The organism is Protofrankia symbiont of Coriaria ruscifolia (genome assembly GCF_900634745.1).
In the GTDB taxonomy this organism is placed as follows: Bacteria; Actinomycetota; Actinomycetes; order Frankiales; family Frankiaceae; genus Protofrankia; species Protofrankia californiensis.
In genome coordinates this window covers 16087-42385 of record NZ_CAAAFR010000036.1, presented here as the reverse complement: position 1 = coordinate 42385, position 26299 = coordinate 16087, and the positions used below count along the sequence as shown (strand labels likewise).

Annotated in this window: 20 protein-coding genes; 8 read left to right on the top strand and 12 right to left on the bottom strand. The window is 70.3% G+C overall.

The features are described 5' to 3' along the window. Positions 1 to 105: 105 nt before the first annotated feature. Together CV1CTNOD_RS04650 and CV1CTNOD_RS04645 are read right to left on the bottom strand one after the other, a co-directional pair. The gene (locus CV1CTNOD_RS04650; protein WP_131784928.1) at positions 106 to 1494 is read right to left on the bottom strand and encodes a M16 family metallopeptidase; all 1389 of its coding nucleotides are present in this window, start codon (positions 1492 to 1494) and stop codon (positions 106 to 108) included. An 86-nt stretch (positions 1495 to 1580) separates the two neighbouring features. Further along, positions 1581 to 2942 carry a M16 family metallopeptidase gene (locus CV1CTNOD_RS04645; RefSeq protein WP_242606366.1) on the bottom strand — a complete coding sequence of 454 codons (1362 nt, stop codon included), beginning with the start codon at positions 2940 to 2942 and terminating at the stop codon, positions 1581 to 1583. Between the two features lie 327 nt (positions 2943 to 3269). Between CV1CTNOD_RS04645 and CV1CTNOD_RS04640 the strand changes: the two genes are divergently transcribed. Next, complete coding sequence (locus CV1CTNOD_RS04640; RefSeq protein ID WP_347402890.1) at positions 3270 to 4409, top strand: helix-turn-helix domain-containing protein; 1140 nt, start codon at positions 3270 to 3272, stop codon at positions 4407 to 4409. A gap of 94 nt (positions 4410 to 4503) precedes the next feature. On the opposite strand, the gene CV1CTNOD_RS04635 is transcribed toward CV1CTNOD_RS04640, so the two are convergent. Further along, the gene (locus tag CV1CTNOD_RS04635) at positions 4504 to 5712 is read right to left on the bottom strand and encodes a hypothetical protein (RefSeq protein ID WP_131784926.1); all 1209 of its coding nucleotides are present in this window, start codon (positions 5710 to 5712) and stop codon (positions 4504 to 4506) included. A 226-nt stretch (positions 5713 to 5938) separates the two neighbouring features. Between CV1CTNOD_RS04635 and CV1CTNOD_RS24390 the strand changes: the two genes are divergently transcribed. From CV1CTNOD_RS24390 to CV1CTNOD_RS04620, 3 genes are all read left to right on the top strand, one after another. Continuing rightward, complete coding sequence (locus tag CV1CTNOD_RS24390) at positions 5939 to 6466, top strand: HD domain-containing protein (protein ID WP_165485311.1); 528 nt, start codon at positions 5939 to 5941, stop codon at positions 6464 to 6466. A gap of 274 nt (positions 6467 to 6740) precedes the next feature. Further along, on the top strand, positions 6741 to 7076 hold the full coding sequence (locus CV1CTNOD_RS04625) for a hypothetical protein (RefSeq protein WP_131784924.1): 336 nt from the start codon (positions 6741 to 6743) through the stop codon (positions 7074 to 7076). 5 nt (positions 7077 to 7081) lie between these two features. Continuing rightward, the gene (locus CV1CTNOD_RS04620; protein ID WP_131784923.1) at positions 7082 to 8101 is read left to right on the top strand and encodes a tryptophan--tRNA ligase; all 1020 of its coding nucleotides are present in this window, start codon (positions 7082 to 7084) and stop codon (positions 8099 to 8101) included. 201 nt (positions 8102 to 8302) lie between these two features. Here the strand turns inward: CV1CTNOD_RS04620 and CV1CTNOD_RS04615 are convergent, their stop codons facing one another. The 7 genes from CV1CTNOD_RS04615 to CV1CTNOD_RS04590 form a co-directional block, all read right to left on the bottom strand. Beyond that, complete coding sequence (locus CV1CTNOD_RS04615; protein WP_207386190.1) at positions 8303 to 9493, bottom strand: IS4 family transposase; 1191 nt, start codon at positions 9491 to 9493, stop codon at positions 8303 to 8305. Continuing rightward, positions 9441 to 9689, bottom strand: coding sequence for a transposase domain-containing protein (locus CV1CTNOD_RS25405; protein WP_278043860.1), 249 nt, complete (start codon positions 9687 to 9689; stop codon positions 9441 to 9443). The genes CV1CTNOD_RS04615 and CV1CTNOD_RS25405 overlap by 53 nt, the downstream gene beginning before the upstream one ends. Positions 9690 to 9921: 232 nt before the next feature. Next, on the bottom strand, positions 9922 to 13428 hold the full coding sequence (locus CV1CTNOD_RS04610) for an ATP-dependent DNA helicase (RefSeq protein WP_131784922.1): 3507 nt from the start codon (positions 13426 to 13428) through the stop codon (positions 9922 to 9924). Then, the gene (locus CV1CTNOD_RS04605) at positions 13425 to 16841 is read right to left on the bottom strand and encodes an ATP-dependent helicase (protein ID WP_131785024.1); all 3417 of its coding nucleotides are present in this window, start codon (positions 16839 to 16841) and stop codon (positions 13425 to 13427) included. The genes CV1CTNOD_RS04610 and CV1CTNOD_RS04605 overlap by 4 nt, the downstream gene beginning before the upstream one ends. Positions 16842 to 17046: 205 nt before the next feature. Next, positions 17047 to 17397, bottom strand: a complete 351-nt coding sequence (locus CV1CTNOD_RS04600) for an MGMT family protein (RefSeq protein ID WP_131785023.1) — start codon at positions 17395 to 17397, stop codon at positions 17047 to 17049. Between the two features lie 160 nt (positions 17398 to 17557). After that, positions 17558 to 18730, bottom strand: a complete 1173-nt coding sequence (gene moeZ, locus CV1CTNOD_RS04595; protein ID WP_131784921.1) for an adenylyltransferase/sulfurtransferase MoeZ — start codon at positions 18728 to 18730, stop codon at positions 17558 to 17560. Positions 18731 to 18973: 243 nt separating this feature from the next. Next, on the bottom strand, positions 18974 to 19918 hold the full coding sequence (locus tag CV1CTNOD_RS04590) for a Ku protein (protein ID WP_131784920.1): 945 nt from the start codon (positions 19916 to 19918) through the stop codon (positions 18974 to 18976). Positions 19919 to 20636: 718 nt separating this feature from the next. On the opposite strand from CV1CTNOD_RS04590, the gene CV1CTNOD_RS04585 reads away from it, so the two are divergent. From CV1CTNOD_RS04585 to CV1CTNOD_RS04575, 3 genes are all read left to right on the top strand, one after another. Beyond that, positions 20637 to 20849: a hypothetical protein gene (locus CV1CTNOD_RS04585; protein ID WP_131784919.1), complete on the top strand. Its 213-nt coding sequence runs from the start codon at positions 20637 to 20639 to the stop codon at positions 20847 to 20849. A gap of 359 nt (positions 20850 to 21208) precedes the next feature. After that, positions 21209 to 21994: a TetR/AcrR family transcriptional regulator gene (locus CV1CTNOD_RS04580; RefSeq protein ID WP_242606364.1), complete on the top strand. Its 786-nt coding sequence runs from the start codon at positions 21209 to 21211 to the stop codon at positions 21992 to 21994. 183 nt (positions 21995 to 22177) lie between these two features. Further along, positions 22178 to 22405 carry a DUF3107 domain-containing protein gene (locus tag CV1CTNOD_RS04575; protein WP_131765475.1) on the top strand — a complete coding sequence of 76 codons (228 nt, stop codon included), beginning with the start codon at positions 22178 to 22180 and terminating at the stop codon, positions 22403 to 22405. A 260-nt stretch (positions 22406 to 22665) separates the two neighbouring features. Here the strand turns inward: CV1CTNOD_RS04575 and CV1CTNOD_RS04570 are convergent, their stop codons facing one another. Next, positions 22666 to 23463, bottom strand: coding sequence for a ferritin-like fold-containing protein (locus CV1CTNOD_RS04570; protein WP_131784918.1), 798 nt, complete (start codon positions 23461 to 23463; stop codon positions 22666 to 22668). Positions 23464 to 23842: 379 nt separating this feature from the next. Between CV1CTNOD_RS04570 and CV1CTNOD_RS04565 the strand changes: the two genes are divergently transcribed. Next, the gene (locus tag CV1CTNOD_RS04565) at positions 23843 to 25774 is read left to right on the top strand and encodes a DEAD/DEAH box helicase (RefSeq protein WP_131784917.1); all 1932 of its coding nucleotides are present in this window, start codon (positions 23843 to 23845) and stop codon (positions 25772 to 25774) included. A gap of 11 nt (positions 25775 to 25785) precedes the next feature. Here the strand turns inward: CV1CTNOD_RS04565 and CV1CTNOD_RS26285 are convergent. Beyond that, a partial coding sequence (locus CV1CTNOD_RS26285; RefSeq protein ID WP_347402889.1) for a hypothetical protein occupies positions 25786 to 26299 on the bottom strand: 514 nt, incomplete at its 5' end.

The window sequence follows — 26299 nt, the reverse complement described above, 5'->3', positions numbered from 1 at the left end:
CCGCGGCTGCGGACCAGCCCCGGGCCGGCTCCTCTGGCCAACCGGGCCGGCTCTGAGCCGGCTGCGGCCCAACCGGGCCCGCGGTCTGGGCCGGTTGCAGGCCGGTCAGCCGGTGGCGACCTCGGTGATGACCTCGGGAACGGTCTCGACGACGGCCCCCACCTCGGAAGCGATCTTCTCCGCGTCCCCGACCAGGACGGTGACCAGCCGCGTCGGCGCGAGCACCTGCGTCGACAGCTCCAGCACCTCCTGCGATGTCACCTTCGCCAGCGCCACGGGATGGTCGTGCAGGTACTCGATACCGATCCCCGCTCCGGCCAGTGCCGACAAGGTGGACGCGAGCCCCACGCCGGTCGCCGTGGACAGCGCCAGTGTCCCGACGGCGTACTGGCGGGCCGCGTCGAGCTCCTCGTCCGACACGGGCAGCACCGCCATCCGGCCCAGCTCATAAAAGATCTCAAGCAGCGCGGGCCCGGTCACGTCGGTTGCCACGTCCGCGGTCACCGTGAACCGGGAACCCGCGACCGGGTAGTCGAGCGAACTACGCGGCGAGTAGGTGTAACCCTTGTCCTCCCGGATGTTGGAGACCAGCCGTGAGCTGAAGTAGCCACCGAAAATGGTGCTCGCGAGCCGCTGCGCGGCGTAGGAGGGGTGGTGACGGTCCACCGCCGGACCACCGATGCGGATGTTCGTCTGCACCGCGCCGGGCCGATCGATGATGACGACGGGTCCGGCGCGCAGGGCCGGGAGCGACGGCGTCACATCGGCGGCCGTCCCCCGCCACTGGCCGAGCACCGCCTCCACCCGTTCGAGCGCGGCCTGCGGCTCGACATCGCCGACAAGGGTGAGGACCGCGCCCACCGGTGACACGCGCGCGGCGTGCAGCGTCCGCACGTCGGCCTCGGTCACCTGCGCCACCACATCCGGTGTCGGTGTTTCGCTGCCGTAGGGATGGTTGCCGTACATCCGGCGCAGCAGGCCCTCGCGTGCGATCAGCGCGGGCTGGCTGTGGGCGATCGCGGCTTCCTCGACCATCCGGTCGCGTTCACCGGCGAATTCACCGCTCGGGTAGGTCGCGCCGGTCAGCACCTCCGCGATCAGGTCCAGCAGCGGGACGAGATTGGTCGCGAGCGCGGAGCCCACGATCGCCAGCCGGTCGGCATCCACTCCGGTCGACAGCGCCCCACCGAGGGACTGGACGACGGTGGCGAGCTCCACCCGGTCCCGCAGCTGCGTCCCGGTGAACAGGGTCTCGGCGAGGAGATCGCCGCGTGCCTGGTGCGCCGCGCCCCGCCCGGTGAACGGGATCCGCAGCCGTACCTCCACCAGCGGCACAGTCGTCCGCCGGACCACCAGCACCCGCAGACCACCGGGAAGGATCCGCTCGGCCACCGTGGGGAGTTCGGCCGCCACGGTCGGAGTCACCGCCGGGATGACGGACGTCCTGGCCGCCGGAACGCCGCCGGATACTTTCCCAATGGTTGCGGCGCTCACCGCGACCTCCTGTTCTGGAATGACGTCCTGCCCGACAGGGCTCACGGTGTTTGCCGGACTCACGGCGTCCGCGGTGTTCGCGGGAGTCACGAGGCGGCACCGGCGCGCAGTTCCAGGACCGCCCGGCCCGGGGCGCGCAGGGCGGCGGCGGCCGCCTGCACATCGTCCGAGGTCACCGCGCCCACCAGCGCGGGAAGTTCGTTGATCAGTCCGGGTCGGCCGCGGTGCAGCTCGAAGGTGGCCATGGCCAGCGCCCGCCCGAGCGCGTCGTCAGCCTCGCGTAGCAGACCGGATGCGATCCGCGCCTGGACGCGGGCGAGCTCACCGGGCTCCAGGCCGTCGGTGGCGAGGCGGTCGAGCTCCTCGTCCACCGCACCGAGGATCGCCTCGGGGGTCGACTCCGCGGGATGACGGGCCTCAAGGGTGAGCAGCAGCGGGTCCCGCTGGTCGAACGGGTCCCCGAACGTGCCGAGATAGGTGCTCACGCCGATCACCGACCGGTCCTTCTGCACGAGCCTGCGCTCCAACCGACTCGCATCACCCGCGGACAGTACGTGGGTGAGCACGTCGTAGGCCAAGAAGGTCTGCAGGTCGAGCAGGGGGTCGGGGACCCGGTAACCGACGGCGAGCGCTGGGCGGGGCGCCAGCGGATCGGTCAGAACCGACCGCCGCTCCTCGGCGCGCACCGGCTCGGCGAAACTCGGGCGGCTCGGCACCGGCCGGGCCGGAATGCCTTCGAAGTAGCGGTGAACCAGGCGGAGAGCGCCCTCGACGTCAATGTCGCCGACCACGGTGAGTACGGCATTGCCCGGCGCGTAATACTTGTCGAAGAAGTCCTCGGCGTCGACGAGGCTCGCCGCCTCGAGTTCGTGGAAGTCACCGTAGCCGTTGTGGGCGTTGGGGAACGTGTCGAAAACAACCGGCGGGAGCGTGATCCAGGGAAACCCGCCGTAGGGGCGGTTCAGCACGTTCACCCGAATCTCTTCCTGGACCACCGCGATCTGGTTGTCCAGGTTCTCCCGGGTGATCTTCGGAGCGCGCATCCGGTCGGCTTCGAGGAACAGCGCGCGTTCCAGCCCCCCGGACGGCAGAAGCTCGTAGTAGTCGGTGTGATCCGGGTGCGTGGACCCGTTGAATATGCCCCCGGCGGCCTGCACGTACTTCGCGTGTTCGGCCTTTCCGACATTTTCACTACCCTGGAACATGAGATGTTCGAACAGGTGCGCGAAGCCGGTACGTCCCTCCGGCTCGGAGCGGAATCCCACGTCGTAGTGGACGGCCACGGCGACGACGGGCGCGGTTCGATCCGGAGCCAGCACAACGCGCAGCCCGTTGGCCAGAGAGGTCTTCTCCACCGGGTAGGAGGGCGCCGGCAACAAGACGGCGGTCGTATTCGTCTCGGTACGAGGGGGCACGGTTGGCAACGCTACTGCGGTCGGGCCTGTCATGGTCCGAGTACTCGATGATCCGCGCCACAAAGCCGCGTCTGTCGGGCTCCGGCGCCTGTAGGGACCCGGCGTTTCCGGCGAATCTGGCCGGAACCTCGCCACCACCCCCGGGCTCCCCGCGACGACCCCACCGATCAGCGCAGGTTACGCTCACCGGAGTGTCTCGGCCGTCCGAAGTCCCTCCGAAGTAGAGTGCAACCCGTGAAAACTGTTCTAGGAGGACAGTTTCCTTCAGATCTTGTCGATGCCCTGAGGCTTGAACTCACGACCCTCGGCGACGATCTGATCGCGGCCATTGCGCGTGAGGTACCACCGTACGCACGCCCGATGGAAGGTTCATTCGGCCGCGGCGTCCGCCAGGGAGTCGAAGAAGCGCTGCTGCGTTTCCTCACGGTGGTCGACACCGACTCGAGCGGACCGCCGGATCTCGCGGCCAGCCACGAGATCTACGTCCGGCTGGGACGCGGCGAGTTCCGCTCCGGGCGCTCGCTGGACACCCTTCTCGGCGCCTATCGGGTGGGTGCCCGAGTCGCCTGGCGCCGGCTCGCCGAAGCCGCGCGGCGCGGCGGGCTGGACGCCGACGGGCTGGTGTCACTGGCCGAAACGATGTTCGCCTATATCGACCGGATCTCCGGTGCCACCGCCGAAGGCTACGCTCAGGAACAGTCCGAGGCAGCCAGCGAACGTGGCCGCATGTGGGACCGGCTCGGCGAGTTGATGCTGTCGGGAGGTAGCCCGACGACGATCGAGCAAGTCGCCCGTGCGGCCTCCTACCGACTGCCCGACGTCATTGCCGCGGTTCTCCTCCCCGGGTCCGCTGGGACCGGTCAGGACGTCGATGACGCCGAGCGCGTGGGCGAACCGGCCCGCGAACGCGTCGACCACCGCCTCCGCTGCCTTGCTCTGCCGCCCGACACACCCCGCACCATCCAGGGTGAGGACACCTGGGTGTTTGTCAGTGACCCCGCCGGGCCTGGCCGGCGGAGCTGGCTTGAGCGGGCGCTGGCGGGTCTCGACGCGATCGTCGGCCCGGCCGTCCCATGGCGGGATGCGTCCGCGAGCGCGGCGAGGGCGGCGTTCGCCCGCAAGGCCCGTGACTGCGGGACGCTACCGGGTGCGCCCGCCGACCCCGGCGAGACGCTGTTCACCGACGACCACCTTGCCGAGCTGCTGTTCGCCCGGGATCCGGAGCTGCTCGCCGACCTCGCCCGTCACCGGCTCGCCCCGCTGGACGGGCTGCCCGCGCGGGTCCGTGCCCGGCTGGCGGAGACACTGCTGCTGTGGCTGCGGCTGCGGGGACAGCGTGCCCGGATCGCCGCCGAGCTACAGGTGCACCCGCAGACGGTCCGCTACCGGCTCAGCCAGTTGCGCACCCTGTTCGGAGAGGGTCTGGACGACCCGGACGTCCGCTTCGAACTCGAGCTCGTCCTGCGCGCCGGCCTGGCCCACGCCCACGCTCGCCGGTGACGACGACCATCTGACCCGGCCGGCTGAGCACCCGTCCGGCTCGCCGCCCCCCGTCCCCCGACCCCCGACCGGCACGACGCCGGCAACGGCAACGTCAGGCGGCAGGGAGGGGCTTCGGCCCGGTACTACGCATGTTGACCAGCCGGCCGAGCAGATCGAACCAGAACGGCGCGCCGAGGGAGAGCGCGAGCGTGGTGAACAGCCAGCCGAATATTTTCAGGGCCCAGCCGCCCACGTCGTCGGGAACCGCCCGCGGGTCCGCGCTGTCGGAGCCGGCCCCGGTCCAACCCAGCGGCAGGTGCAGCGCCCTGGCATCCCGGATGGCCTGTACCGCCTGGTTTGCGGCATCCTCAGGAGTGTTCGTCGGACTCGTGCTCGTACTCGTGCTGACGGCGAAGGAGTTCACCTGGGTGGCCGCGGCCTCGACCACGGCCGCACGCAGCGACCGGTTCTGCCACAGCGCGTTGGTGAGCGCGATCGCGTCCAGATTCAGCAGCAGGGTGACCAGCAGCGCGTATGCGATGAGAAACCGCTGGACACGCCTCTTGTACCAGCCGGAAAGCCGATCCATCGTGTCGTCGTACCAGGCGGCGAGTTCGGCGACGATCCGGTCCCGGTCGTGGCCCGCGCGGGTCACTATGCCGGTCAGCACCAGCCGAAGGGGCGCGTCCTTGGGCAGCTTCTTCAATTCGTCCAGCAACGGCTCGATGGATTCTTCCGGATGGTCGAGACGGGCGAGCCCGGCGATCGACGTGGCAAGTCTGCGGCTTTCCTCGGACGCCGACGGGGCCGCGGCAATGGCGTCGGCCAGGGCCTCGGCCGTCGTGGCGGTGAGCGAACGGTGCGCATCGCGGTAGGCGTCGCGGGCGGTGTCGGGCAGCGTTGCCGTGTCCATCCTGCCGAGCAGGACGCGCACCGGCGGTTCCAGCATGTCGAGCACACCGCGGGCAAAGGCGACGGACGGGATGTAGGACGGTAGGCGCAGATGCCGGGCCCGCCGCCAAACCCCGATCGGTCCCGATCCGTCCTTCATGTCGGGCACGGCGTTCGCCTGGCCGCCCGAACGCAGGCCGCGCAGCGGGCCGTCGAAGAGTTGGGCGGTCCGGCTGCGGTCGACGGTTGTTTCCTCCGTCCGGTCCACCGGACCGTCGCCGAAGAGGCGACGCAGCTCGACCTCAAGCTGCCGGCTGCGATAGCTCATGATCCCGAAAACGGCCTCGTTGATGCGGGAGACCGCCACGCTCCCGATGGCGAACACCAGAATAAGACCGATCGGCACGTCCAGAATGGCCGAATCCGGCATGTCCGTTCCACCCCCGACGCGTCCGGGACGATCCTGCGGGATCGTCGAGACCACCCGGCTTGCGTGCTATGCATGTTTGGCTGGTGAAAGACTACTGTGTCCCGGTCCGAGCGGTGTGCGTCCCGCTCCGATGCCCGCGGAGTCGGGGCTGACATCAGATCGCGTAAAGAGGTGTCAGAGGGCGCCGACATGGCTGAATCAGCCGCATGAGCACGTCAGGAGTCGCATGAACACGGCAGGAGAGCTGGCGCTGCAAGTGCTTCACGAGCGGGCCGGTGCCATCGGCACGCCGCTCGAGCACCATAGCGAACGCGTGTACGAGCTGGCCGTGTTGCTCGCACCGACCGCCGATCGAGAGCTGCTGCGGGTCGCCGCGCTCATGCACGACATCGGCGTTCTCGAGCCTCCCGGAAGGACCGCCTACGTGACGGTCGGCGCCGAACGGGCCCGCGATCAGCTCGAGTCCTGCGGCTGGCAGGCCGAGCGCATCCGGTCGTGCGCCGACGCGGTGGAGCGTCACCACGAACTTCGCCGTCAGATCGGCCGGGGTGTGGAGGTGGAGGCGATTCGCCGCGCGGACCTGATCGACCTGAGCAGCGGACTCATCCGGTTCGGTGTGCTACAAGCCGACGTCCAGGCGGTGTCAACACGACATCCCCGAAGGGGATTTACCGTGGCTCTGGCCAGGATTGTGGGAGGGCTCGTCCTGCACGCTCCGCGGAGCCTGCCCGCCGTTTTCCGGCCGCCGACCTGAGGTCCGCCCGACCCGGGCCATGCTCCCCCGCCATGCGAAGTAGGGTGGGACATCACATTTCGGCATGAGGTATTTCGGCATGAGCCGAGGGTGAACAGTGGGGTCGTCAACATGCCCGCCATACGTCTTGCTGGTAGGCTCGCTGTTCGTGTCTGTCCAGTCGTACCGCAGGGCTTATCGGCTTGCACTGCCGTCCGGCAACGGTACCTCTGCGGACCGTAGCTGGTGGCGCCACACACACGAAGTGAGGTCAGCCGCGTCGAAGGGTTGACCGATGCTGCCGATCTTCCATCCCCTCTCGCACCTGAGCTACCCCGCCAAGCTGACTGGTTCGGCGTTCGCGCCCGTCCCGTCGCCAGCCGGACGGCTGCTGCGGACGGACGAGCCGGCGGCATCGGAATCGTGCGACTTCTTCGACATGCCGTACCTGTTTGACGTGTTGCACCTGCACACCGTGGAGTTGGCAACCGTCGACGACAGTGAACGAATGACGGCACACCCTGCCGGTGCGAACGACGGACTCGTGTTCACCTCGCACGATCTGGCACCGAACATCGAGGCCGATGTTCACTACGAGCTGTATTTTGAACACAGTCCGGAGAAGATGTGAGGTTGATGTCCGCATCCCCAGCCAAGATTTCCCTGACGGGAATCAAGCCGACCGGCGAGCCGCACCTCGGCAACTACGTCGGCGCCATCAAGCCGGCGCTGAAGCTCGCCGAGGAGTACGAGGCGATGTACTTCATCGCGGACTACCACGCGCTGACCACGGTCCGTGATCCGAAATTGTTGCGACACTACACCCGTTCGGTGGCCGCAACGTGGATCGCCGCGGGTCTCGACCCGGACCAAGTGATTTTCTACCGACAGTCGGACATCCCCGAGATCCCGGAACTTACCTGGATCCTGTGTTGCATGACCGGCAAAGGGCTGATGAACCGGGCGCATGCCTACAAGGCGGCCCGGGACCGCAACCAGGAAGCAGGTAAGGCGGACCTCGACGCCGGGATCAACATGGGGTTGTACAACTACCCGGTTCTCATGGCGGTCGACATCCTGATCATGGGTACCGACGCGGTACCGGTCGGGCGTGACCAGATGCAGCACGTGGAGATCGCCGCCGACATTGCCGGCTCGTTCAACCATGTCTACGGTGACAGCTTCAAACTCAAGGTCCCACAGGCGATCGTCCCCGAAGCCGAAACCGGTCACACGCTCCCGGGCCTGGACGGTCGAAAGATGAGCAAGTCGTACAACAACACGATTCCCCTGTTCTGCAGCGAGTCGCAACTGAAGAAGCTCGTGCGCCGCATTCCGACCGATTCCACTCCGGTGGAGGACCCCAAGGACCCGGACAGCTCCAACGTCTTCCAGATCCTGGAGCAGTTTGCACCTCCGGAGATCACCACCGACACGCGGCAACGCCTGCAGGCCGGTGGCATGGGTTGGGGCGAGCTGAAAAACCAGCTGTTCGACATCCTCAACACGCAGCTCGGCCCGCTACGCGAACGTTACGACGCCCTGATGGCACCGGGCAGCGAACTGGACGCGCTCCTGGCCGCGGGGGCGGAAAAGGCGCGCAAGCGAGCGGTACCCGCGCTGGATCAGGTACGCAGGGCGATCGGTATCGGCTAACCACCATCCCGCGCAGGCGTGACGCGCGGGACAACCGTGCAAGATGCCCATCGGGCAGCCGCAGCCGCCAGAGCGTCGGTCAGGTAACGTAGATCCGTTCCGAAATCGATCAAAAATTCATGATCAAATACCATTCGAATCACGAAAGTGAAGGAACAGACGGTCGTCATAGCAGAGCGGCCTCAACCCAATGGCGCTGCTTTAAGGCGATCGTGGTCGGTCGAGGCGGTGGAGTTCGATGCGTCGGGTGACGTTGACCACGCTGGGTTCGCCGGGCCGGCGGGCGGGGAAGTCGCCGGCTTTCTTGGTCTTGCGGGGGCTGGCGCGGTCGGGGCGGTCCCGGACGAACGTCGGGGGTCGCAGGATCTTGAGGAGGAAGGTGGCCAGTGCCAGGTCACGCTGGTGAGGGGGAAAGCCCGCCGTGATCGTGTCGGTCGCGGCGGCCAGGGCGTGGCGGAAGCTGATCCTGCCTGGGGGGATGCCGGCGGCGTCGACGGCGGCGCCGACGAGCTGGTGGATCGCCTGGTAGACCGCGAACAGCGCCCACATCTCCTGCGCGACGCCTTCGGGGTCCTTGCTGCGCAGGACGGGTTGACCTTCGCCCATGTCGGTCTTGTGGTGGCCGATCACGGTCTCGCATCCCCACCGGTCCGGGTAGGCGCAGGCCAGGTCCAGCGCCGGGTACTCGGCGACGTCGAGGAGGTCGGTGACCAGGCAGAACAGCTCCGAGCAGGATGCGGTGCCGCCGCTGGCGGGGGTGGTGTGCACGGTGTACTCGACGACCCGGACCGTGATCGGTGGGCCGTCGGGCTTCCGCGCGGGCCTGAGCTCGGCCAGGTAGGTGCCGTCCGCCAGGACCCGGACCGGTGTCAACGCGAACGACGCCGAGGCCCGCCACAGGATGTGCGCGCCGGTTGCCAGCACGTCCCGGACCAGCCGGTGGGACAGGAAGTTACGGTCGGCCAACACGAGCACGCCGGGTCCGAAGCAGGAAAGCAGATCGGCCGCCAGAGTCTGTTCCCCGGCCGTGTAGGCGCCGAACGTGGCACCCACCAGCGCGCCGGTCCCCGACTCGGCCGCCACCAGCCACCGGACCTGCGGGAACGCCCCCGCCCGGGTGCCGTTGGACGGCCGGCCGAACGCCGCCTCGTTGGCCTCGGTGTCAGGCACGTCGGTGGTGGTCCCGTCCATCGAGACGACCCGCAGCTCGCCGACGAACACCCCGGGAGCGCCCTCGGCGCCCACCGGGCCGGCGACCTCGTCGAACAGCATGTGCAACGGGTCCGCTCCGACCCGGGTGCGCGCCCGGACCAGCGAGGAGACGTTCGGCGGTTTCCCCCTACGGCCGGAACCGGCGTCCACCGTCCCGGCAGGGTCCAGCGGCAGCCCCACCAGCAGGTCGGCGGCACGGCGCCGGTGGTAGCCGGTGGTAGAAGGCGTCCACCAGCTTGGAGATCACCTGCCCGTAGCCGCAGTTACGGCCCCGGAACAACCACAACGACAGCACGAAGTACACCACCAGCCGCGACGGAAGCAACCGGCGCCGCACCTCCACCGTGTCGGTCGCCTCCAGCACCCGGTCCACCAGCTCCGGGGGGGAACGCCTTCGTCAACGCACCCACCGACACCCGGTCAGGCAACCAGCCCTCCGGCGACAACCCCCCAGTCCCGTCGTGAGCCACATCACGACCATACCACCCAACGATCATTTAAAGCATGGCTATTGTCCCATGGCCGGCATGCCTCAGCCACCGCCAGCCGACGAGTCAAAGAGGTCGGGAGTCAGCGGGCACGAGGTCGGTCGGGAGGCAGGAAACCGATCATGAATCGGCGAGGAGGGCTTCGAGTTCGGGCTCGGACAGCAGCCCCGGACAGACGACCTCACCGGAGCGGACGTAGAGAAACGCCGCGTCCACCGCATCCAGAGCGACCCCGCGCAATCGCGCCCACGCCAGCCGGTAGACCGCGAGCTGCACCGCGTCCGCCTGGCTGCGGCCGGTCTTCCAGTCCACCACCTCCCACCGGCCATCGCCGAGGTCGTACACCGCGTCGATCCGGCCCCGAACCGCCCGGCCCCCGATCAGCAGCTCGAACGGCGCCTCCACCGCGAACGGGCAGCGCCGGCCGTACGGGCTGGCCAGGAACGCCTCCCGCAGCGCCGCGGCATCCGCATCGTCGGCGCCCTCGTCCACCGCTCCCGGCAGGTCCTCGAAATCGAGCAACGGGGTCTGCTCGAACATCCCCTCCACCCAGGAGTGGAACGCCGTACCCCGGCGTGCCTGCGGCACCGGACGCCGCGGCATCGGACGGGCGAGGTCACGGGCCAGCCCCGCCGGGTCGGCCCGCAGCCGCACCACCTGGGACGCGGTGAGCGCGCGGGGCAGCTCCACCTCGCGGGTGACCCGCCGTGCCCGGCGTGCCTCCGCCAGCAGCAACTCGACGTCGGCGTCCAGCTCGGCGAGCGTCTGCCGTTCCGCCGGGCTCATCTGCTCACGATCGTCATCGGGTAGCGGACGACCCGAGGTGAGCGCGGTCAGGTACCCGGTGACCTGCTCCGCGGCTACGCACCGGCGAGCAAAGGCAGCCGGCTCGTACGGCAGCGGCCAGTCCAGGTCGTCCATGCCCGCAAGCTGCGGGTTCGTCTCGTCCTCGGGCGGACGCCCCGCCCACAGCGCAACCCGGCCGTGCCCGGCACGGGCATGATCGTACAGCTCGTCGAGGAACGCCGACGGCCCGCGTGGCCGGCGCTGCGACGGCCCCCACCAGTGCCCGCTGCCCAGCAGCAGCGACTTCGCCCGGGTGAACGCGACATAGCCGAGACGGCGTTCCTCCCGCTCCAGGTAGGCGTCGCACTCCTCGGTGAAGTCGGCGAGCGCGGCCTTGTCGTGGCCACGCAGCACCGGCAGATCGTCGGCGTCTCCACGCAGCGGCGTCGGGAGCACCGACGCCGCCGTGGTCCACTTCGACCGGACCGTCGTGATCGGGAAGACCTTCCGGCTGAGGTTCGGCACGGCCACGACCTCCCACTCCAGCCCCTTGGACTTGTGGACGGTCATGAGCTGGACGGCGTCCGCGCCGGATGGGCTGGTCGCGTCCAGGCCACGCTCATGCTCCTGTGCGGCCCGCAGGAACGCCAGGAACGCGCGGACCGAACCGTCGTTGTCCAGGCCCTCGAAGTTCGCCGCGACGTCGACGAAGGCGGCAAGGTTGTCGCGGCGGCGGGCCGTGACCGCCTCGGGGCTCGCGACCAGTTCCACGTCCAGCCCGGTGACCTCGACAACACGGTGGATGACGTCCAGCAGCGGCTCGTCGACATGTGCGCGCAGATGGCGCAGTTCCCCGCCGAGCATCCGCAGCCGCGCCCGGCCGGCGGGCGAGACCTCACCGCCCGGGTCGTCGAGCACGTCGGCGAGCGCGACCACGTCACAGGGGTCGATCCCGCTCACGGCCTCGTCGAGCGGGTCGGCCGGGCCGACGCCGCCGTGGCGGACACCGCCGTGGCTGGCGGGGCTCTGTGACTGTCGGGGCACCTGCCGATCAAGCTCGGGCCGGTGGAGCTCGGGCCGGTGGGGTGCCTGCCGGTCGAGTATCTGCTGGTCAGATGCCTGCTGATCGGGTACCTGACGGTCGAGGACGGCGCCGCGGTCCACCCCGACCCGGACGGCGGCACGCGCCGCACGTCCCAGCGCCGCAAGGTCCCGGCGGTCCAGGCGCACCCGCGGACCGGTCAGCAGCCGCATCAGCGCGGCATTGGCGGTGGGGTCGTCCAGCACCTCCAGTGTCGCGATGACGTCGGCGACCTCCGGCAGGCTCAGCAGACCGCCAAGCCCGACGACCTCCACCGGCAGTCCCTCGGCCAGCAGGGCCGCGTACAGCGCGGGTACGTCGGAGCGTGCACGCACCAGCACAGCGCACTCCCCCGGCCTGGCCCGCCCGGCGTCGACGATCTCCCGCAGCGTCGCCGCGACCCAGCGGACCTCGCCCGCCCAGGTCGGATGCAATGCCACCACCGTCGCACCGTGCTCGGCAACGTCCGGCCGGGGACGCAGCTGCGCGACGCGGTGGCGGGTCCGCAACGCCGCCGCGACCGTGTTCGCCAGGCTCAGCAGCCGGCCGCCGCTGCGCTGGTTGACCGTCAGCTCGTACACCCGCCCCGGCTCACCGTCACTACGGCGAAAGTGCAGCGGGAACCCGTCGAGGTTTGCCACCGACGCCCCACGCCAGCCGTAGATCGCCTGGCAGGGGTCACCGACGGCGGTCACCGGATGGCCCCCGCCGAACAGGCCGGCGAGCATCCGCCGCTGCGCCACGGACGTGTCCTGATATTCGTCCAGGAGCACGACCCTGGCCCGGGAACGCTCCAGCGCGCCGACCTCGGGCACGCTGTCCGCCAGCCGGACGGCGAGCGTGACCAGGTCACCGAAGTCGATGACCTCCAGCTCCCGTTTGGCCTCCCGGTACTCCGCCACGATGGCGGCGATCTCCCGACGGGAGCGGGCGACCAGGGCCATCCGGCCGAGCGCCTCGACATGGCCCTTGTTGCGCGCAGCGCACCGTCCGGCGACGACCGCGGCTTCGATCTCCGCCAGCCAGCCCAGGTCGAAACCGGCGAGGGTGTCCGGGTCGACGAGATGCTCGCTCAGCTCCGCATCGAGCGAGACGAGATCGCCTGTGAGCATCGACAGCGGACGGGTCAACGCCTCGACCGGTCCGCGGTGACGGCGCAACACACGGCCGGCGAGCTGGAAGCGGGTCGCGTCGGCGAGCAGCCGGAACCCCGGTTCGATACCGAGCCGCAGCGCGTGGTCCGTGATCAGCCGTTTCGCGAACGAGTGGTAGGTGGACACGACCGGTTCGCCGTCCGCTTCCCCGCTCGGGCGGGGCTTGGGAGCGCCAACCACCCGGCCGCCGACCGGGTCGCTTCCCTGCTGGTCGGGACCGTCGTCCTCGGAATCGCCGACGCTGCCGGCCGCGCCTGCCTTCGCCAGACCCCGGCGGATCCGGTCGGTCAGCTCACCGGCGGCCTTGGTGGTGAAGGTGAGCCCGAGCACGTCCCCGGGCGCTACCTGGCCGGTCGCGACCAACCAGACCACCCGCGCGGCCATCACCGACGTCTTGCCCGAACCTGCACCGGCAACGATCACCCCGGGCTCCAGCGGAGCCGTTGCCGCGGCGATCTGCTCGCTGGTGAATGGCACACCGAGCAGGTCACGCAGGTCCTCCGGGGCCGGCGAGCCACCCCCGGCGCGTGGGCTACCCCCGGGGCAGGGGCCGTTACCGGGACGGGGGCCGCCAGCGGCCGGCCGGGACGTCGCATCCACGGTCATGTGATCACCTGTCGTCCGTCGTCCTGGGCCGGGCAGCAACGACGGAACGCGCACATCGGACAGTCCGCGCCGGGACGCGGCGGGAACCGCTCCGCGGCGATGCACTCGACCGCGTCCACCAGAAGATCGTCCACCCAGGTGAGGCCATCCGGCGGCAGCGCCTCCTGCCGCTGGATCTTGGGCGCCCGGACCGGCCGCCGCCCTGCCGGGGCACCGGGGCCCGGGACACCAGCCCCCGGAGCATCCGGCCCCGGGACGTCCGGCACCGGGTCCGGCCCGGCGTCCAGGCGCAGGTGCACCAGTTCCGCTCCGCCGGGCTCGGCGCCGGCTCCCTGCCCGTGGGGCGCCACCGCCGCGGCGCGGACGGCCAGCTGGTAGGTGCCCAGCTGCGGATGCCGGACCACGTCCGCGGCGGACGGCGCCGTGCGGCCGGTCTTGAAGTCGACCACGTGTACCCGGCCGGCGTCGTCCAGCTCGATACGGTCGATGAAGCCGCGCAATCTGACCGTCCGTCCGCCCACCGCCAGGTCGCAGGAGAACGGGACCTCGCTGGCCACCAGCCGCCGCCCGCGGGCTGCGGTGTGCCACACCAGGAACCGGGCCAGGGCCTGGCGCGCCGCCACGCGCTGCTGCTCGGAACGCCACGGCGCCTCATAGCCGAGATGACGCCACACCCGGTCCAACCGGACGTCGAGCTCGTCCAGATCAGGCGGGGTCCGCCCGGTGGCCACCTCGTCGGCCAGCGCGTGCACGACCTTGCCGAAACCCATCTCGGTGTTGCTGACGTCCTGCGCATGCGCTTCATGCTCGAGGAACCAGCGCATCGGGCACGTCGCGAGAGCCGACAACGACGATCCCGACAGCCGGATGGGAGCGTCCGCCGCGACCACCGGTACCTCGCCGGAGGTCACCTCGACCAGCCCCCACCAGCGGCCGGGACGAGCCGCCGAGACGAGCGGCCGGCCGGCATCGTCGAGGGCGGCCGCGAGACGCGCGAGCCGGACCGAAGCCGCCTGGCGCATGGCCGGCGTCGACTCCGGGTCGACCGCGGCCCGGCGCAGCGTCGCGACCGCCGACGGCAGCGTGAGCGGACGCGCCGGGCGGGAACGCCCCCGCGTCACCGACACGCCGAGCCGCTCGGCGTCGGTCAGCTCGTGGAAGAACCGGCTCGGGCTCATCCCCTGGTCCTCGGGGGAGTCGACCGCGGTCACGACGAGACGCCGCCGTGCCCGGGTCAGCGCCACGTAGAACAGCCGGCGTTCGTCCGCGAGCAGTTCGGTTCGGGTCACCGGCTCCCGCACGCCGCCGAGCTCGGGGCGTTCCAGCCGTTCGGACTCCAGCAGCGAGTACCGGGTCCGCAGATCCGGCCACTCCCCGTCCTGGACGCCGCAGACAACTACCAGATCCCATTCCAGGCCCTTGCTGCGATGGCCGGTCAGCAGCCGGACCACGTCCGGACGCGCCGGACGCTCGGCGAGAACGTCACCGACGATCTGCTGCTGTTCCAGCTCGTCGAGCACCGGCCCGATGCCGGTACCCGGCCCGTGCCGGTCGCTGGCCCGGCCAACGGCGGCGAACAGCGCGACCACGGCGTCGAGGTCGCGGTCGGCCGCCCGGCCGGCGGCTCCCCCGGCGACCGAGGCGCGTTCCAGCCGCGCCGGCCAGTCACTACCGGACCACAACACCCACAGGACGTCCTCGGCCGTGCCACCGGCGGCCCGCACCGCACGCGCGGAGCGCAGCAGCTCACCCAGGCGCCGGGCCGGGCGGGCGAGGTGTTCCTCCACCATCAGCAGGGTCCGGTCGGGATCCACGACCGCCTGCCGGAGCAGTTCCGCCGACGCCGCCGGTGCCGCGGCCCCGGCCGGCGTGCCGGAGCCGTATGCGCCCGCGCCCGCGGCGCCGGCGGCAATCGCGGCCCGCTCGGCCGCGCGCAGCGCCCGGCCGAGCGCCCGCAGCGAGGTCGGGTCGGCCCCACCCATCGGGCCGGTCAGCAATGTGTGGGCCGCCTGCGCGGTCAGTTCGTCAGGAGAGCTGTCGACGCAGCGCAGGGCGAGCAGCAGCGGGGCGACCGCGCCGTCCCGGGCCGGCGGCAACTCGTCCCCGGCCACCTCGACCGGCACACCCCCGGCGACAAGCATCCGGCGCAGCAACAGCATCGACCGGGCCGCGCTGCGGACCAGGACCGCCATCCGATCCCATGGGGTGCCGTTCTCCAGATGCTCACGACGCAGCAGGTCCGCGATGCCTTCGGCCTGGGCACCGGCGGTCGTGTACGTCTGTGCCTCCACACGTTCGACAACAGGCGGGCCGGCGGCGACCAGGTCCCGGTGGGCGCGCAGATACTCGGCGGGCAGGCCGGTCGCGGGGATGCGCCGGGCGACATCCCGGCTGACCGCGAGCGCGACCGGCCCCAGCCGGCGGCAGCGTCGCAGGGTCACGACGTCGGCCCGGCGCCCGTCGGCATGGGGGAAGCGGGCCGGGAACTCCAGCAGGCCGCGGACCTCCGCCCCGCGGAACCCGTAGATCGACTGGTCCGGGTCGCCGACGACGACGAGGTCGGCGCCGTTGCCGGCGACGGCCCGCAGCAGCCGTTCCTGCGCCGGATCGGTGTCCTGGTACTCGTCGACGAACACGGCCTGGTAGCTGCGACGCAACTCGGCTCCGACACCGTCGCCCTCGGCGATCAGAGCCGCCCGCTGCACCAGCTCGGGATAGTCGATGGCCCCCACGTTGTCGAGGGCGTCGAGGTAGTCGGCGTAGAAGGTCGCCATCGCCGCCCAGTCCTGGCGGCCTGCGTTGCGTGCCAGCCGCGCCAATGCGTCGGGGTCGAGACCGACCTCCCGGGCGCGGGCGAGCATCGCCCGTACCTCCTCGGCGAACCCGTAGGTGGTCAGGCACCCCGCCAGGGCCGCCGGCCACCGGGGACGGCCCACCTCCCGAGTGCCGGCCAGCAGGTCGCGCAGCTTGGCGTCCTGCTCAGGCCCGGACAGCAGCCGTGGCGGGACGCCGAGCGGGTCAGCCGGCCGGCGCAGCCGGAGCAGCGCGTAGCACCAGGCATGGAACGTCCAGGCAAGCGGAGCGCCGACCGCGGCCCGAAGCCGCCGGGTGATGCGCTCACGCAGCTCCTGCGCGGCGCGCCGGCTGAAGGTGAGCACGAGGATCGCCTCCGGGTCGAGCCCGTCGTGCACCCGCCGGGCCACCGCTTCGACGATCGTGGTCGTCTTGCCCGTGCCGGGCCCGGCGAGGACGAGCAGCGGGCCGCCGGCATGGTCGACCACCCGGCGCTGGTCGGCATCGAGGACGGGCGGTCGTACCGGCGGCGGAGGGGTCCGCACGAGCCGGTAGGCCGGGAGGCTGCCCGCGGTCGCGACCGCCCCGGCGACCCCGGCGGCATCCTGGTGAACTGTCACGGCGTAGAGCACACCACGCCCCACCGACAGAACCCGACCCCGCCGTCGGAACCGGACGAACCAGCCGTTACGGCTGCAGGTCGGACGGGTCGAGTACGCCGCCAGCCAGCCGTATGGCGTCCTCCGCCGTCTCGGGGTCGGGGTCGGGGTCGGGGTCGGGCAAGTAGGCAGGCAGGTCGAGCGCGCCGTCAACCAGGGTGTGCCGTCAACCGGCCGTCCGGCCGTCCCAGCGGGCCACGGCCAGATCCACCCGCTCCCCACCGGGGCGCAGCGCCGTGCCGTCGGCGGCGAGCCGCCGCAGTGCCTCGACCGGGGCCGTGGGGTTCGGTTCGCCGGTGGAGCGGATCACCCGGTGCCAGGGCACATCGTCGTCATGCCCGTGCCGGCTGAGCACGGCGCCGACCGTCCGGCCGGTGCCCGCACCCACATACTCGGCGACATCACCGTAGGTCATCACCTTGCCGCGGGGAATGCGCGTGACCGCCTCGAGGACGGTCATCGCGTACGGGCTCGGTCTGCCACCGACGCTGATGCGGGTGGCCAGTCCCGCGGACACGCTCAGCGGCGGCTCGTGCCGCCGTTCGGCCCGCTGCGCGTCCACTCCGTCCACCCTCCACCGGCTTTCGGTCGGGCCGGTCCCTGAGGTACTTCCGGTGGCGCGCCTCCGGCGGACAGTACCTCCAGCGGACCAGCCCGGTCCCGTGCAGACCGGCCCGTCAGTAGACGGGCAGGGACCTGTCGACCTGGGTCGCCCAGGCGGTCACTCCACCCTGGACGTGCACCGCCGAGGAGAATCCCGCCCCCTTCAGCGTTGCCAGCGCCTCGGCCGAGCGCACACCGCTCTTGCAGTAGAGGACGACCCGGCGGTCCAGCGGCAGCTCGGACAGGTGTGCCGGCAGCTCACCCTTGGGAATCAGACGCGCCCCCGGGATACGCACGATCTCCCACTCCGCCGGTTCCCTGACGTCGACCAGCTCGATCGGCTCACCCCGGTCGAGCCAGTCCTTGAGCTCGGTGGCCAGGATCGTCGCACCGGCCGCGGCCTGCTGAGCCTCGTCCGAGACGACCCCGCAGAACGCCTCGTAGTCGATCAGCTCGGTGATGGTCGGGTTCTTGCCGCACAGCCGGCACTCCGGGTCCTTGCGGACCTTGATGGCGCGGTAGCTCATCTCCAGGGCGTCGTAGACCATCAGCCGCCCGACCAGCGGCTCACCGATCCCGGTCAGCAACTTGATCGCCTCGGTGGTCTGGATCGACCCGATCGACGCGCACAACACGCCGAGCACGCCGCCCTCGGCGCATGACGGCACCATGCCGGGCGGAGGCGGCTCCGGATAGAGGCAGCGGTAGCACGGGCCGTGTTCGGCCCAGAACACGCTCGCCTGCCCGTCGAACCGGTAGATCGACCCCCACACGTACGGCTTGCCGAGCAGCACGCAGGCATCGTTGACCAGGTAGCGGGTGGCGAAGTTGTCCGTCCCGTCCACGATCAGGTCGTACTGGCTGAAGATCTCCGTGACGTTCGAGGTGTCCAGCCGGGTCTCGTGCAGGACGACGTTGACGTACGGGTTGGCCTCACGGATGGCGTCGCGGGCCGACTCCGCCTTGGATCGCCCGACGTCGGACTGCCCGTGGATGATCTGGCGCTGCAGGTTGGACTCGTCCACGGTGTCGAACTCGACGATGCCGAGCGTCCCCACCCCGGCCGCGGCCAGATAGAGCAGGGTCGGCGAGCCGAGCCCGCCGGCGCCGACGGCCAGCACCTTCGCGTTCTTCAGCCGCTTCTGGCCGTCCATGGCGACATCTGGAATGATCAGATGCCGGGAGTACCGGCGGACCTCGTCGATGGTCAGGTCGGCCGCTGGCTCGACCAGGGGCGGCAGGGACACGATCTCTCCTCGCGGTTACAACGCTGGCATCCGTACGTCCGGCTGCCTTGTCGTCCCCATCCTCGCAGGGAGGGCACACTCTCGTTGGCGATCCGCCGACGGCGGCGGACACCGGCGACATGAGCACAACAGGCCCGGACATGGGGCTGACGTCGACAACGCCGCACACGACCTGAAGCTTCCGCTCCATAGTCCGGTTTCCGCTGCGCACGTCCACCCGCGGCCCGTACGCTCTCTACCCGTCTATCTGCGGCTTGCCGTCCTGGCCCTGGGTCCGCCGGATCCCTTCGCGGTCCGCGCGCCCTGCCGGCCGTTGCCGTTGCCGTTGGGACCCGCGCTGTTGGGACCCGCGCCATCCGGACCGGCAGCATCCGGATCCGAGCCGGCATCCCGACCGGCGCCGGCCGGCTGCCGGTTGCGGTGGGCCTCCGCCACACTCGCGGCGAGGACGGCCACCAGATCGTCCGTAGGGGTGGCCGTCTCGCTCTCGACCGGCGGGGCCATCACCTTCTCGCCGGACGCCTTCGCGTCGATGAGGGCCTGCAGGGCCTGGCGGTAGCCGTCGGTGTAGGGGCTCGGGTCGAAGTCGTCGGACAACGTTTCGATCAACGTCTGCGCCATGACCAGTTCCTGCGGACCGACGTCCACCTTGTCGCCCAGGAACGGGAAGTCGGGACGGCGTACCTCATCCGGCCAGACCATCGTCGACAGGACGAGCACCCCGCCGCGTATCCGCAGGGTCGCGAGCTGCTCCCGCTGACGCAGGGCGATCTTGACGAGCGCGACGCGACCGGAGCGCGCGAGCGCGTCGCGCAGGAGTACGTACGACCTGACCCCGGTCCGGTCGGGCTCGACGTAGTAGCTCTTGGCGAAGTAGATCGGGTCGACCTGTGCCAGCGGAACGAACTCCAGCACGTCGATCGTGTGGGAGGTGGGCAGCGGCAGGTTCGCGAAGTCGTCGTCGGTGAGCACGACGGTCTCCCCGGACGGCAGCTCGTATCCCTTGGCGATCTCCGAGTAGGGCACCTCGGCGCCGTCCGCCGCCGCCACCCGCTGGTAGCGGATGCGGGATCCGTCCCATCGTCTGACCTGGTGGAAGGAGACGTCCCGATCTTCGGTGGCCGAATAGAGCCTGACCGGAATCCGGACGAGACCGAAGGAGATCGCGCCTTTCCAGATCGACCGCATGCCCGCCCCTTACTGTGAGTTGGAGCGTGTTCAAGGGCTGTCCCGATCGGCGGCATCGCATCGGCGACATCACCGGATCAGGTGTCCGCCCCCCGGCGAGTACGGCCCGACGAGCCGCAGTTCGCGTCCGGCAAACACACTCTTCCATCAATGGTCTCCCACCGCCGGTGGGTACGGAAGCGATGTGAGCACAAAAGACGAACGAAGTGCAGGCGTACGCACACCGGACGGAGGCCGTCCGGGCAGTCGACCGGGCGCTGGTCCCGCCGCTGCCTCCCCGGCCCTCCGGATCTTCCGGACCGGCTTACCGACCTCCCGGATCCGGCAGGAACCCCGACCCGCTGGTCGAACGCCGTCGTCCGGGGGCCTGCGGAGCCGATCGTCGCGAACATGCCCAGGACTGCGCGCAGACCAGATGATCGTCGACCGGTCCCGGAATCACCCCGCGAAGACCACGGCGTGGGTCCACGCCCCGCGTGCGGGGCCGCACCCGACCGCTTCCACCCCGGTCACCTCACGACGAGGCCGTTGCCTGCCGGCAGCCGGATGAGCTGGTATTCATGGTGAGCGACGGGCCGGACCGAGTCGAAGAACACGGCGATCTTTTTGCCTCTTTGGCAGGTACGCCCGGCGCATAGGTGGAAGGTTCCAAAACGGCGGTAGGGCCAACACAAGAGTACAAAGGACCACAGTCCGTAGGCGCTGACAGGAGAAAGCCATGAGCTCACCGGCGGATCTTCCGTTCGACGTACATGACGTTCTCGACCGTCCCGACGTGCCTGACGCGGACGCCGCGGAGCAGGCTCGTGAGGTCTTGGTGCACGATCCGCTGCCGCTGGCGGCACCGTGGCCGTCGTCGCTGGAGGTCGACGAGTACGACGCCGCGGAGCAGCGAATCATCGTGGACGTCGACGAGGACGAGTACCGGTGAAGCGGGCCTCCTTCAGGTGAGCCCGAAGTGAGCTCCCCGAGTGTGCTCTGAGCGAATGGTGACGGCGGGCTCGCTCGGCGCAGCCCGCCGATGCTGGTATGTCCGGCGCGGGAAAAACATGATCGCGCCGCCTTTGGCTCTGTAGGCATGCTGGGATCAGGCAGGACGAGATCGGGTAGGAAGGGTACGGTGAGCCACCAGCGGGTTCGCCACTGCTAGATACACGCATCCTGCGTGTTCACCTTATGTTGACATAGCATGATAAAGCACCACGGGTCGGGTCCCGGACGGACGCAGTGCCCGGCACGGGCATCCGTCGGGCCAGCACCGAGGCTCGACCGATCGAAGGAGGTGCGCCGGTGAGCGCCGAGCCGGCCGCGCCGCAACCGCGTTCAGGCAAGACCCCCAGGCTGCCACGAACCGCACGCCGCTTCCAGCTGCTGGGAGCGGCCCGCGAGGTTTTCGTTGCCCAGGGTTACCACGCCACCGCGATGGACGAGATCGCCGAACGCGCGGGCGTCAGTAAACCCGTCCTCTACCAGCACTTTCCCGGAAAACTCGAGCTCTACCTGGCGTTGCTGGACGAGCAGGCCCACACCCTCGTCTCCAGCGTCCAGCGGGCACTTGCGTCCACCACCGACAATCACACCCGGATCGCGCGGTCGATCGCGGCCTACTTCGACTTCGTCGACGACCCCAGCGGCGCCTACCAGCTCGTTCTCGAGTCCGACCTGCGCAGCGAGCCCGCCGTCCGCAAACGGGTGGAGAACAGTTTCACCGAGTGTGCCAACGCTATCGCCGACGTCATCGCCGCGGACACCGGTGTCGGTCCGGCCGAGGCCGAACTGCTCTCGATCGGGTTGGTAGGCCTTGCCGAGACCGGCGCCCGCTGGTGGCTGGTCACCGGCGGGGCGGTTACGAAAGAACAGGCCATCGCAACCATGGTCGAGTTGGCCTGGCGGGGACTGGCCGGCTACCCACGCCGCACCGCCGGCGGTGCCGACCCGACACCGGCGCGAGAACCGGTTCCGGTACCGGAACCGGTACGAGAAACCGCCGGCGGTGGCGCCGCGGCGCCGAGAACGAGCAGCGATCCAGCCATCACCGACGCCACTCACGCACGCGCCAGGTCGATCGACGGCTGACCGGCGGCCTGGCCGATGGCTGACGCCTCCAGCGAACATGCCCCGGCCGCGTCCCACACCCTGCGCCGCAAGCCCTATGGTGACCTAGCCGGCCGAAGACGGCGAGACCCTCGCTCTTCTCCCGCCGCCGGAAGTCGCAAGGAACCTGGACGGCACACCTGACGAACGTGGAGGTCATCGCTAGTGGAGGTCAAGATCGGCATCCAGAACGTCGGGCGCGAACTGGTCATTGAGAGCGGCCAGTCACCGGATGACGTGGCCCAGGCGGTTACCGACGCGATCAGGTCGGATCTGGGACTGCTCACGCTCGTGGACGAGAAGGGCCGGCGGGTCGTCATCCCGGTCGGAAAACTGGCCTACGTCGAGATTGCCGAAGCCGAGACGCGCCGGGTCGGCTTCGGCGCGCTCTGACGCGCTCCGAGTGACCCGGGGGGCCTGGGGGACCTGGGCCTCCGGTGGCGAGACGCGATAGTCGACAGCGCCTGAGAAGGACTGTCCGACTCGCGGCCATCCGTCCCCCGCTCGCGCAACGCGCAAAGAATGCGCGAGCGGGGACTGCCCGGCGGGACCCGTCCGGACGGGCCTGCCCAACCTGTGTGGGTTCGTGGATCCACCCGGCCCTGGGCGCGAGCGGCCGGACCCCGGCCACTCAGCCCGGCCCGGCAACATGATCAGGTCGACAGGCCGAGCGCCTCCATCCGCGCCGTGTGCGCAAGGGTGATCCGGTTGAACAGCTCCGCCAACGCCGTCAGATCGCCCATCCCGTCCAGCAGGCCGGTGAGCGCACTGCGGTCCACCGCGACCCGCTGCGCCTCGGTCAGTGCCTCCCCCATCAGCCGCCGGGCCCACAGAGCAAGCCGGCCCGCCACGGTCGGATCGGCCTCGATAGCCGCCCGGACACGTTCCACGGCAAACGCGGCGTGGCCGGTGTCGGCAAGGACGTCGAGGACCAGCGCACGGACGTCAGGGGCGAGCACAGCGGCGATCTCGCGGTAGAAGTCCGCGGCGATGTTGTCTCCGACGTACACCTTGACCAAGCTTTCCAGCCAGTCAGCGGGTGCGGTGAGGTTGTGGAAGTTCGTCAGCGGCGACACGAAAGGCTCCATGGCCTTCACCGGATCGACCCCTGCCCGCACCAGATGAGCGCGGACCGCCTCGAAGTGCGCAAACTCGGCAGCGGCAATGCCGGCCAAGGCAATCTTGTCGGTCAGCGTGGGAGCCATCCGCGCGTCCGTGGCAAGCCGCTCGAACGCGGTCAGTTCACCGAACGCCAGCAGCCCCAGCAGATCCACGACGGCGATGTCCGGCGCGGCCGTGCGGGCAGCGTCGCGGGCCTGGACGTCACGGTGCGCGAAAGAACCATGACCGCGCCGCCTTTGGCCCTCCAGGTCAAGGCCGCGAGCGGAGCTGCCCCTGTCAGTCGACGGCGCCGGAAAGCCGACCCGGCCGGTACCCGTTCTGTCCGTCATATCGGATCACCTCAACATCGTCCACACGTGAACTGCCCCGATATACCCCGACCGGAAGCAGGCCGGAACGCCTTACGGCGCAGGCACTTGCGGCATCTGACGGAATGGGCCGCACCACCCTGCCGAAGGTCATCGTGTCGGAACATGTCTCAGAGAGCAGCCCACAGGTTATCCTTATCATTAGCCGGGAGCTGCCAAGACCACTTCCGGCCCGCGCGGGCGTCGCCCCACTCCGGGTCAGCGGACCCCGCCGGTACATGCCGTGAGCGGGTGCAGCGTCGGATCCCGCTCATAGTGACTCGGGGACCTGGGCCTTCGGCGGCACGGGAGAAAGATGATCGTGCCGTCTCCGGCCCTCTAACAGACCAGGAGCATCCCGCTGTCCGTTTCAGCCGAAACCACAACACACAGACACGATGACCCCACGGATCCCACGGGGCACCCGGACACCGGCGAGACGGGGGCCCCGACGGCGCCGGCCACGACACCGGCGTCCGGCTTCGCCGACCTCGGTGTCCGCGAAGAGATCGTTGAGGCCCTGCGCGCCAAGGGCATCATCTCCCCCTTTCCCATCCAGGAACTGACGCTCCCGCTGGCGCTGGCCGGGTCCGACATCATCGGCCAGGCCCGCACCGGCACCGGCAAGACACTCGCTTTCGGCATCCCGCTCGCGCAGCGGGTGACCAGCCGCGGCGAAGGCGCCGACGGGCAGCCCCAGGCACTCGTGGTCGTTCCCACCCGTGAGCTGTGCCTGCAGGTCACCGCCGACATCGACCGCGCCGGCTCGGGCCGCGGCCTGCGGGTGCTCTCGGTCTACGGCGGCCGCGCCTACGAGCCGCAGCTGGCAAGCCTGCGCGCCGGCGTGGACATCGTCGTCGGCACCCCCGGCAGGCTGCTCGACCTGGCCCGCCAGAACGCTCTCGTGCTGACGGCGGTACGCATGCTCGTTCTCGACGAGGCCGACGAGATGCTTGACCTCGGCTTCCTCCCGGACGTCGAGCGCATCCTCGCCCAGATTCCGGACATCCACCAGACACTGCTGTTCTCCGCAACGATGCCACCGCCGGTGATCTCACTGGCCCGCCGGTTCATGCGGCGGCCGGTCCATGTCACCGCGGAACACCCCAGCGAGGGCCGCACGGTGCCGGACATCAGCCAGCACGTCTTTCGCGCGCACGCGCTGGACAAGATCGAAGTGCTGGCCCGGGTCCTGCAGGCCGAGGGCCGGGGCCTGGCCATCGTGTTCGTCCGGACGCGACGCACGGCCGACAAGGTCGCCGACGACCTGACGCAGCGTGGTTTCGCTGCCGCGGCCGTCCACGGGGACATCGGCCAGGGTCAGCGGGAACAGGCACTGAGGGCGTTCCGATCAGGCAAGATCGATGTGCTGGTCGCCACCGACGTCGCCGCCCGTGGCATCGACATCGGCGGGGTGACCCACGTGGTCAACTACCAGTGCCCCGAGGACGAGAACGTCTACCTGCACCGCATCGGCCGCACCGGCCGGGCCGGCGGCAGCGGCGTGGCGGTGACCTTCGTCGACTGGGACGATATGTCACGGTGGACCCTGGTCAACCAGGCCCTGGGTCTTTCCTTCGACACGCCGGTCGAGACCTACTCCACCTCCCCGCACCTGTTCGAAGCCCTGGCGATCCCCGTGAATGCCCGTGGGGTGCTGCCGCAGGCGTCCCGCACCCGGGCCGGGCTTGCGGCCGAGCAGGTCGAGGACCTCGGGGAGACCGGTCGCGGTACGCGCCGCCGGCCGCGTCGGGCTGACGGCCGGTCGGACGCCGCATGCACCCAGGCGTCGGCCAGTCGGCCCCCCGCCGCCCGCACGACCCGGACCCGGCGCCGCACCCGTGGAGGCGCTGCGGTGGCCGCGGTTCCCACGGTCGCCTCCGCCGAGCTCACAGGCGCGGAACCGGCAACCCCCGCGCATGCGGACCCGGGGCATCCAGCCCCACAGCCGGCGGCGTCCGTGGAACTGCCCGGTGCACCGGGTGGCGGGCTGTTCGTGACCGAACCGCAGCCGTCCGGACTTGTCGAGCGGATACGACCGGCGGTCAGCACGACCGCTCTGTTCCTGGAGCCTGCTCCGCTCCGCTCGACAGTGGCCGATCCCGACATGGTGGATCATGGTTCTGGTGGGCCGGACTCCGGTGCGGATGATGCCGTGGTGAACGACCCAGGTCCCCGCCGACGCCGTCGTCGTCGTGACGATCGCAGTCGTTCCGTCGGCTCACCGACCGCGGACGCGAACCTGCCCGGGGGGCTGGACAACCGGATCGAGCGTCAGGCCGAGTCAGCCTGACCCGATCACCATCAAGATCGGGAGGATGCGCGAACCCGCAGCCGGATGCGTACCCAGGTGATCCGCTGGCATGCCGGACACCGCAACAGTGACCGGTAGCGCAGCCGTGGCAGCGGAACGTGCACACTGGGAGTCAACAGGGCGACCGCCCCGCGCGGCCGGATCGTAGTCGTCTGTCCACAGCGGGAGCACAGCACGTCCAGGCCACTCGCCACCGGCCCGACCGGCCTGACCCCGCTGTAGAGGACCCGCTTGCCATGGACGTCACGGCCGACCGTTATGGGGGTGACGGACCGTTCGAGGGTCGCCGACGTGGGCTGCGCGCTGCGCGGCCGCAACCGGTCGAAGCCAGCGGACGCGGCGTCCGCTCCCCGGCGGGAGTTCATCGGCTCGCGACCTGGGACACCGCGGTCGCCACCACTGGTGTCACAGCCAGTGGCCGTGCCGGTGATCTGGCCGGCGGTGCCGGCGGTGCCGGCGGTGCCGGCGGTGCCGGCGGTGCCGGCGGTGACACCCGGGCCCCGG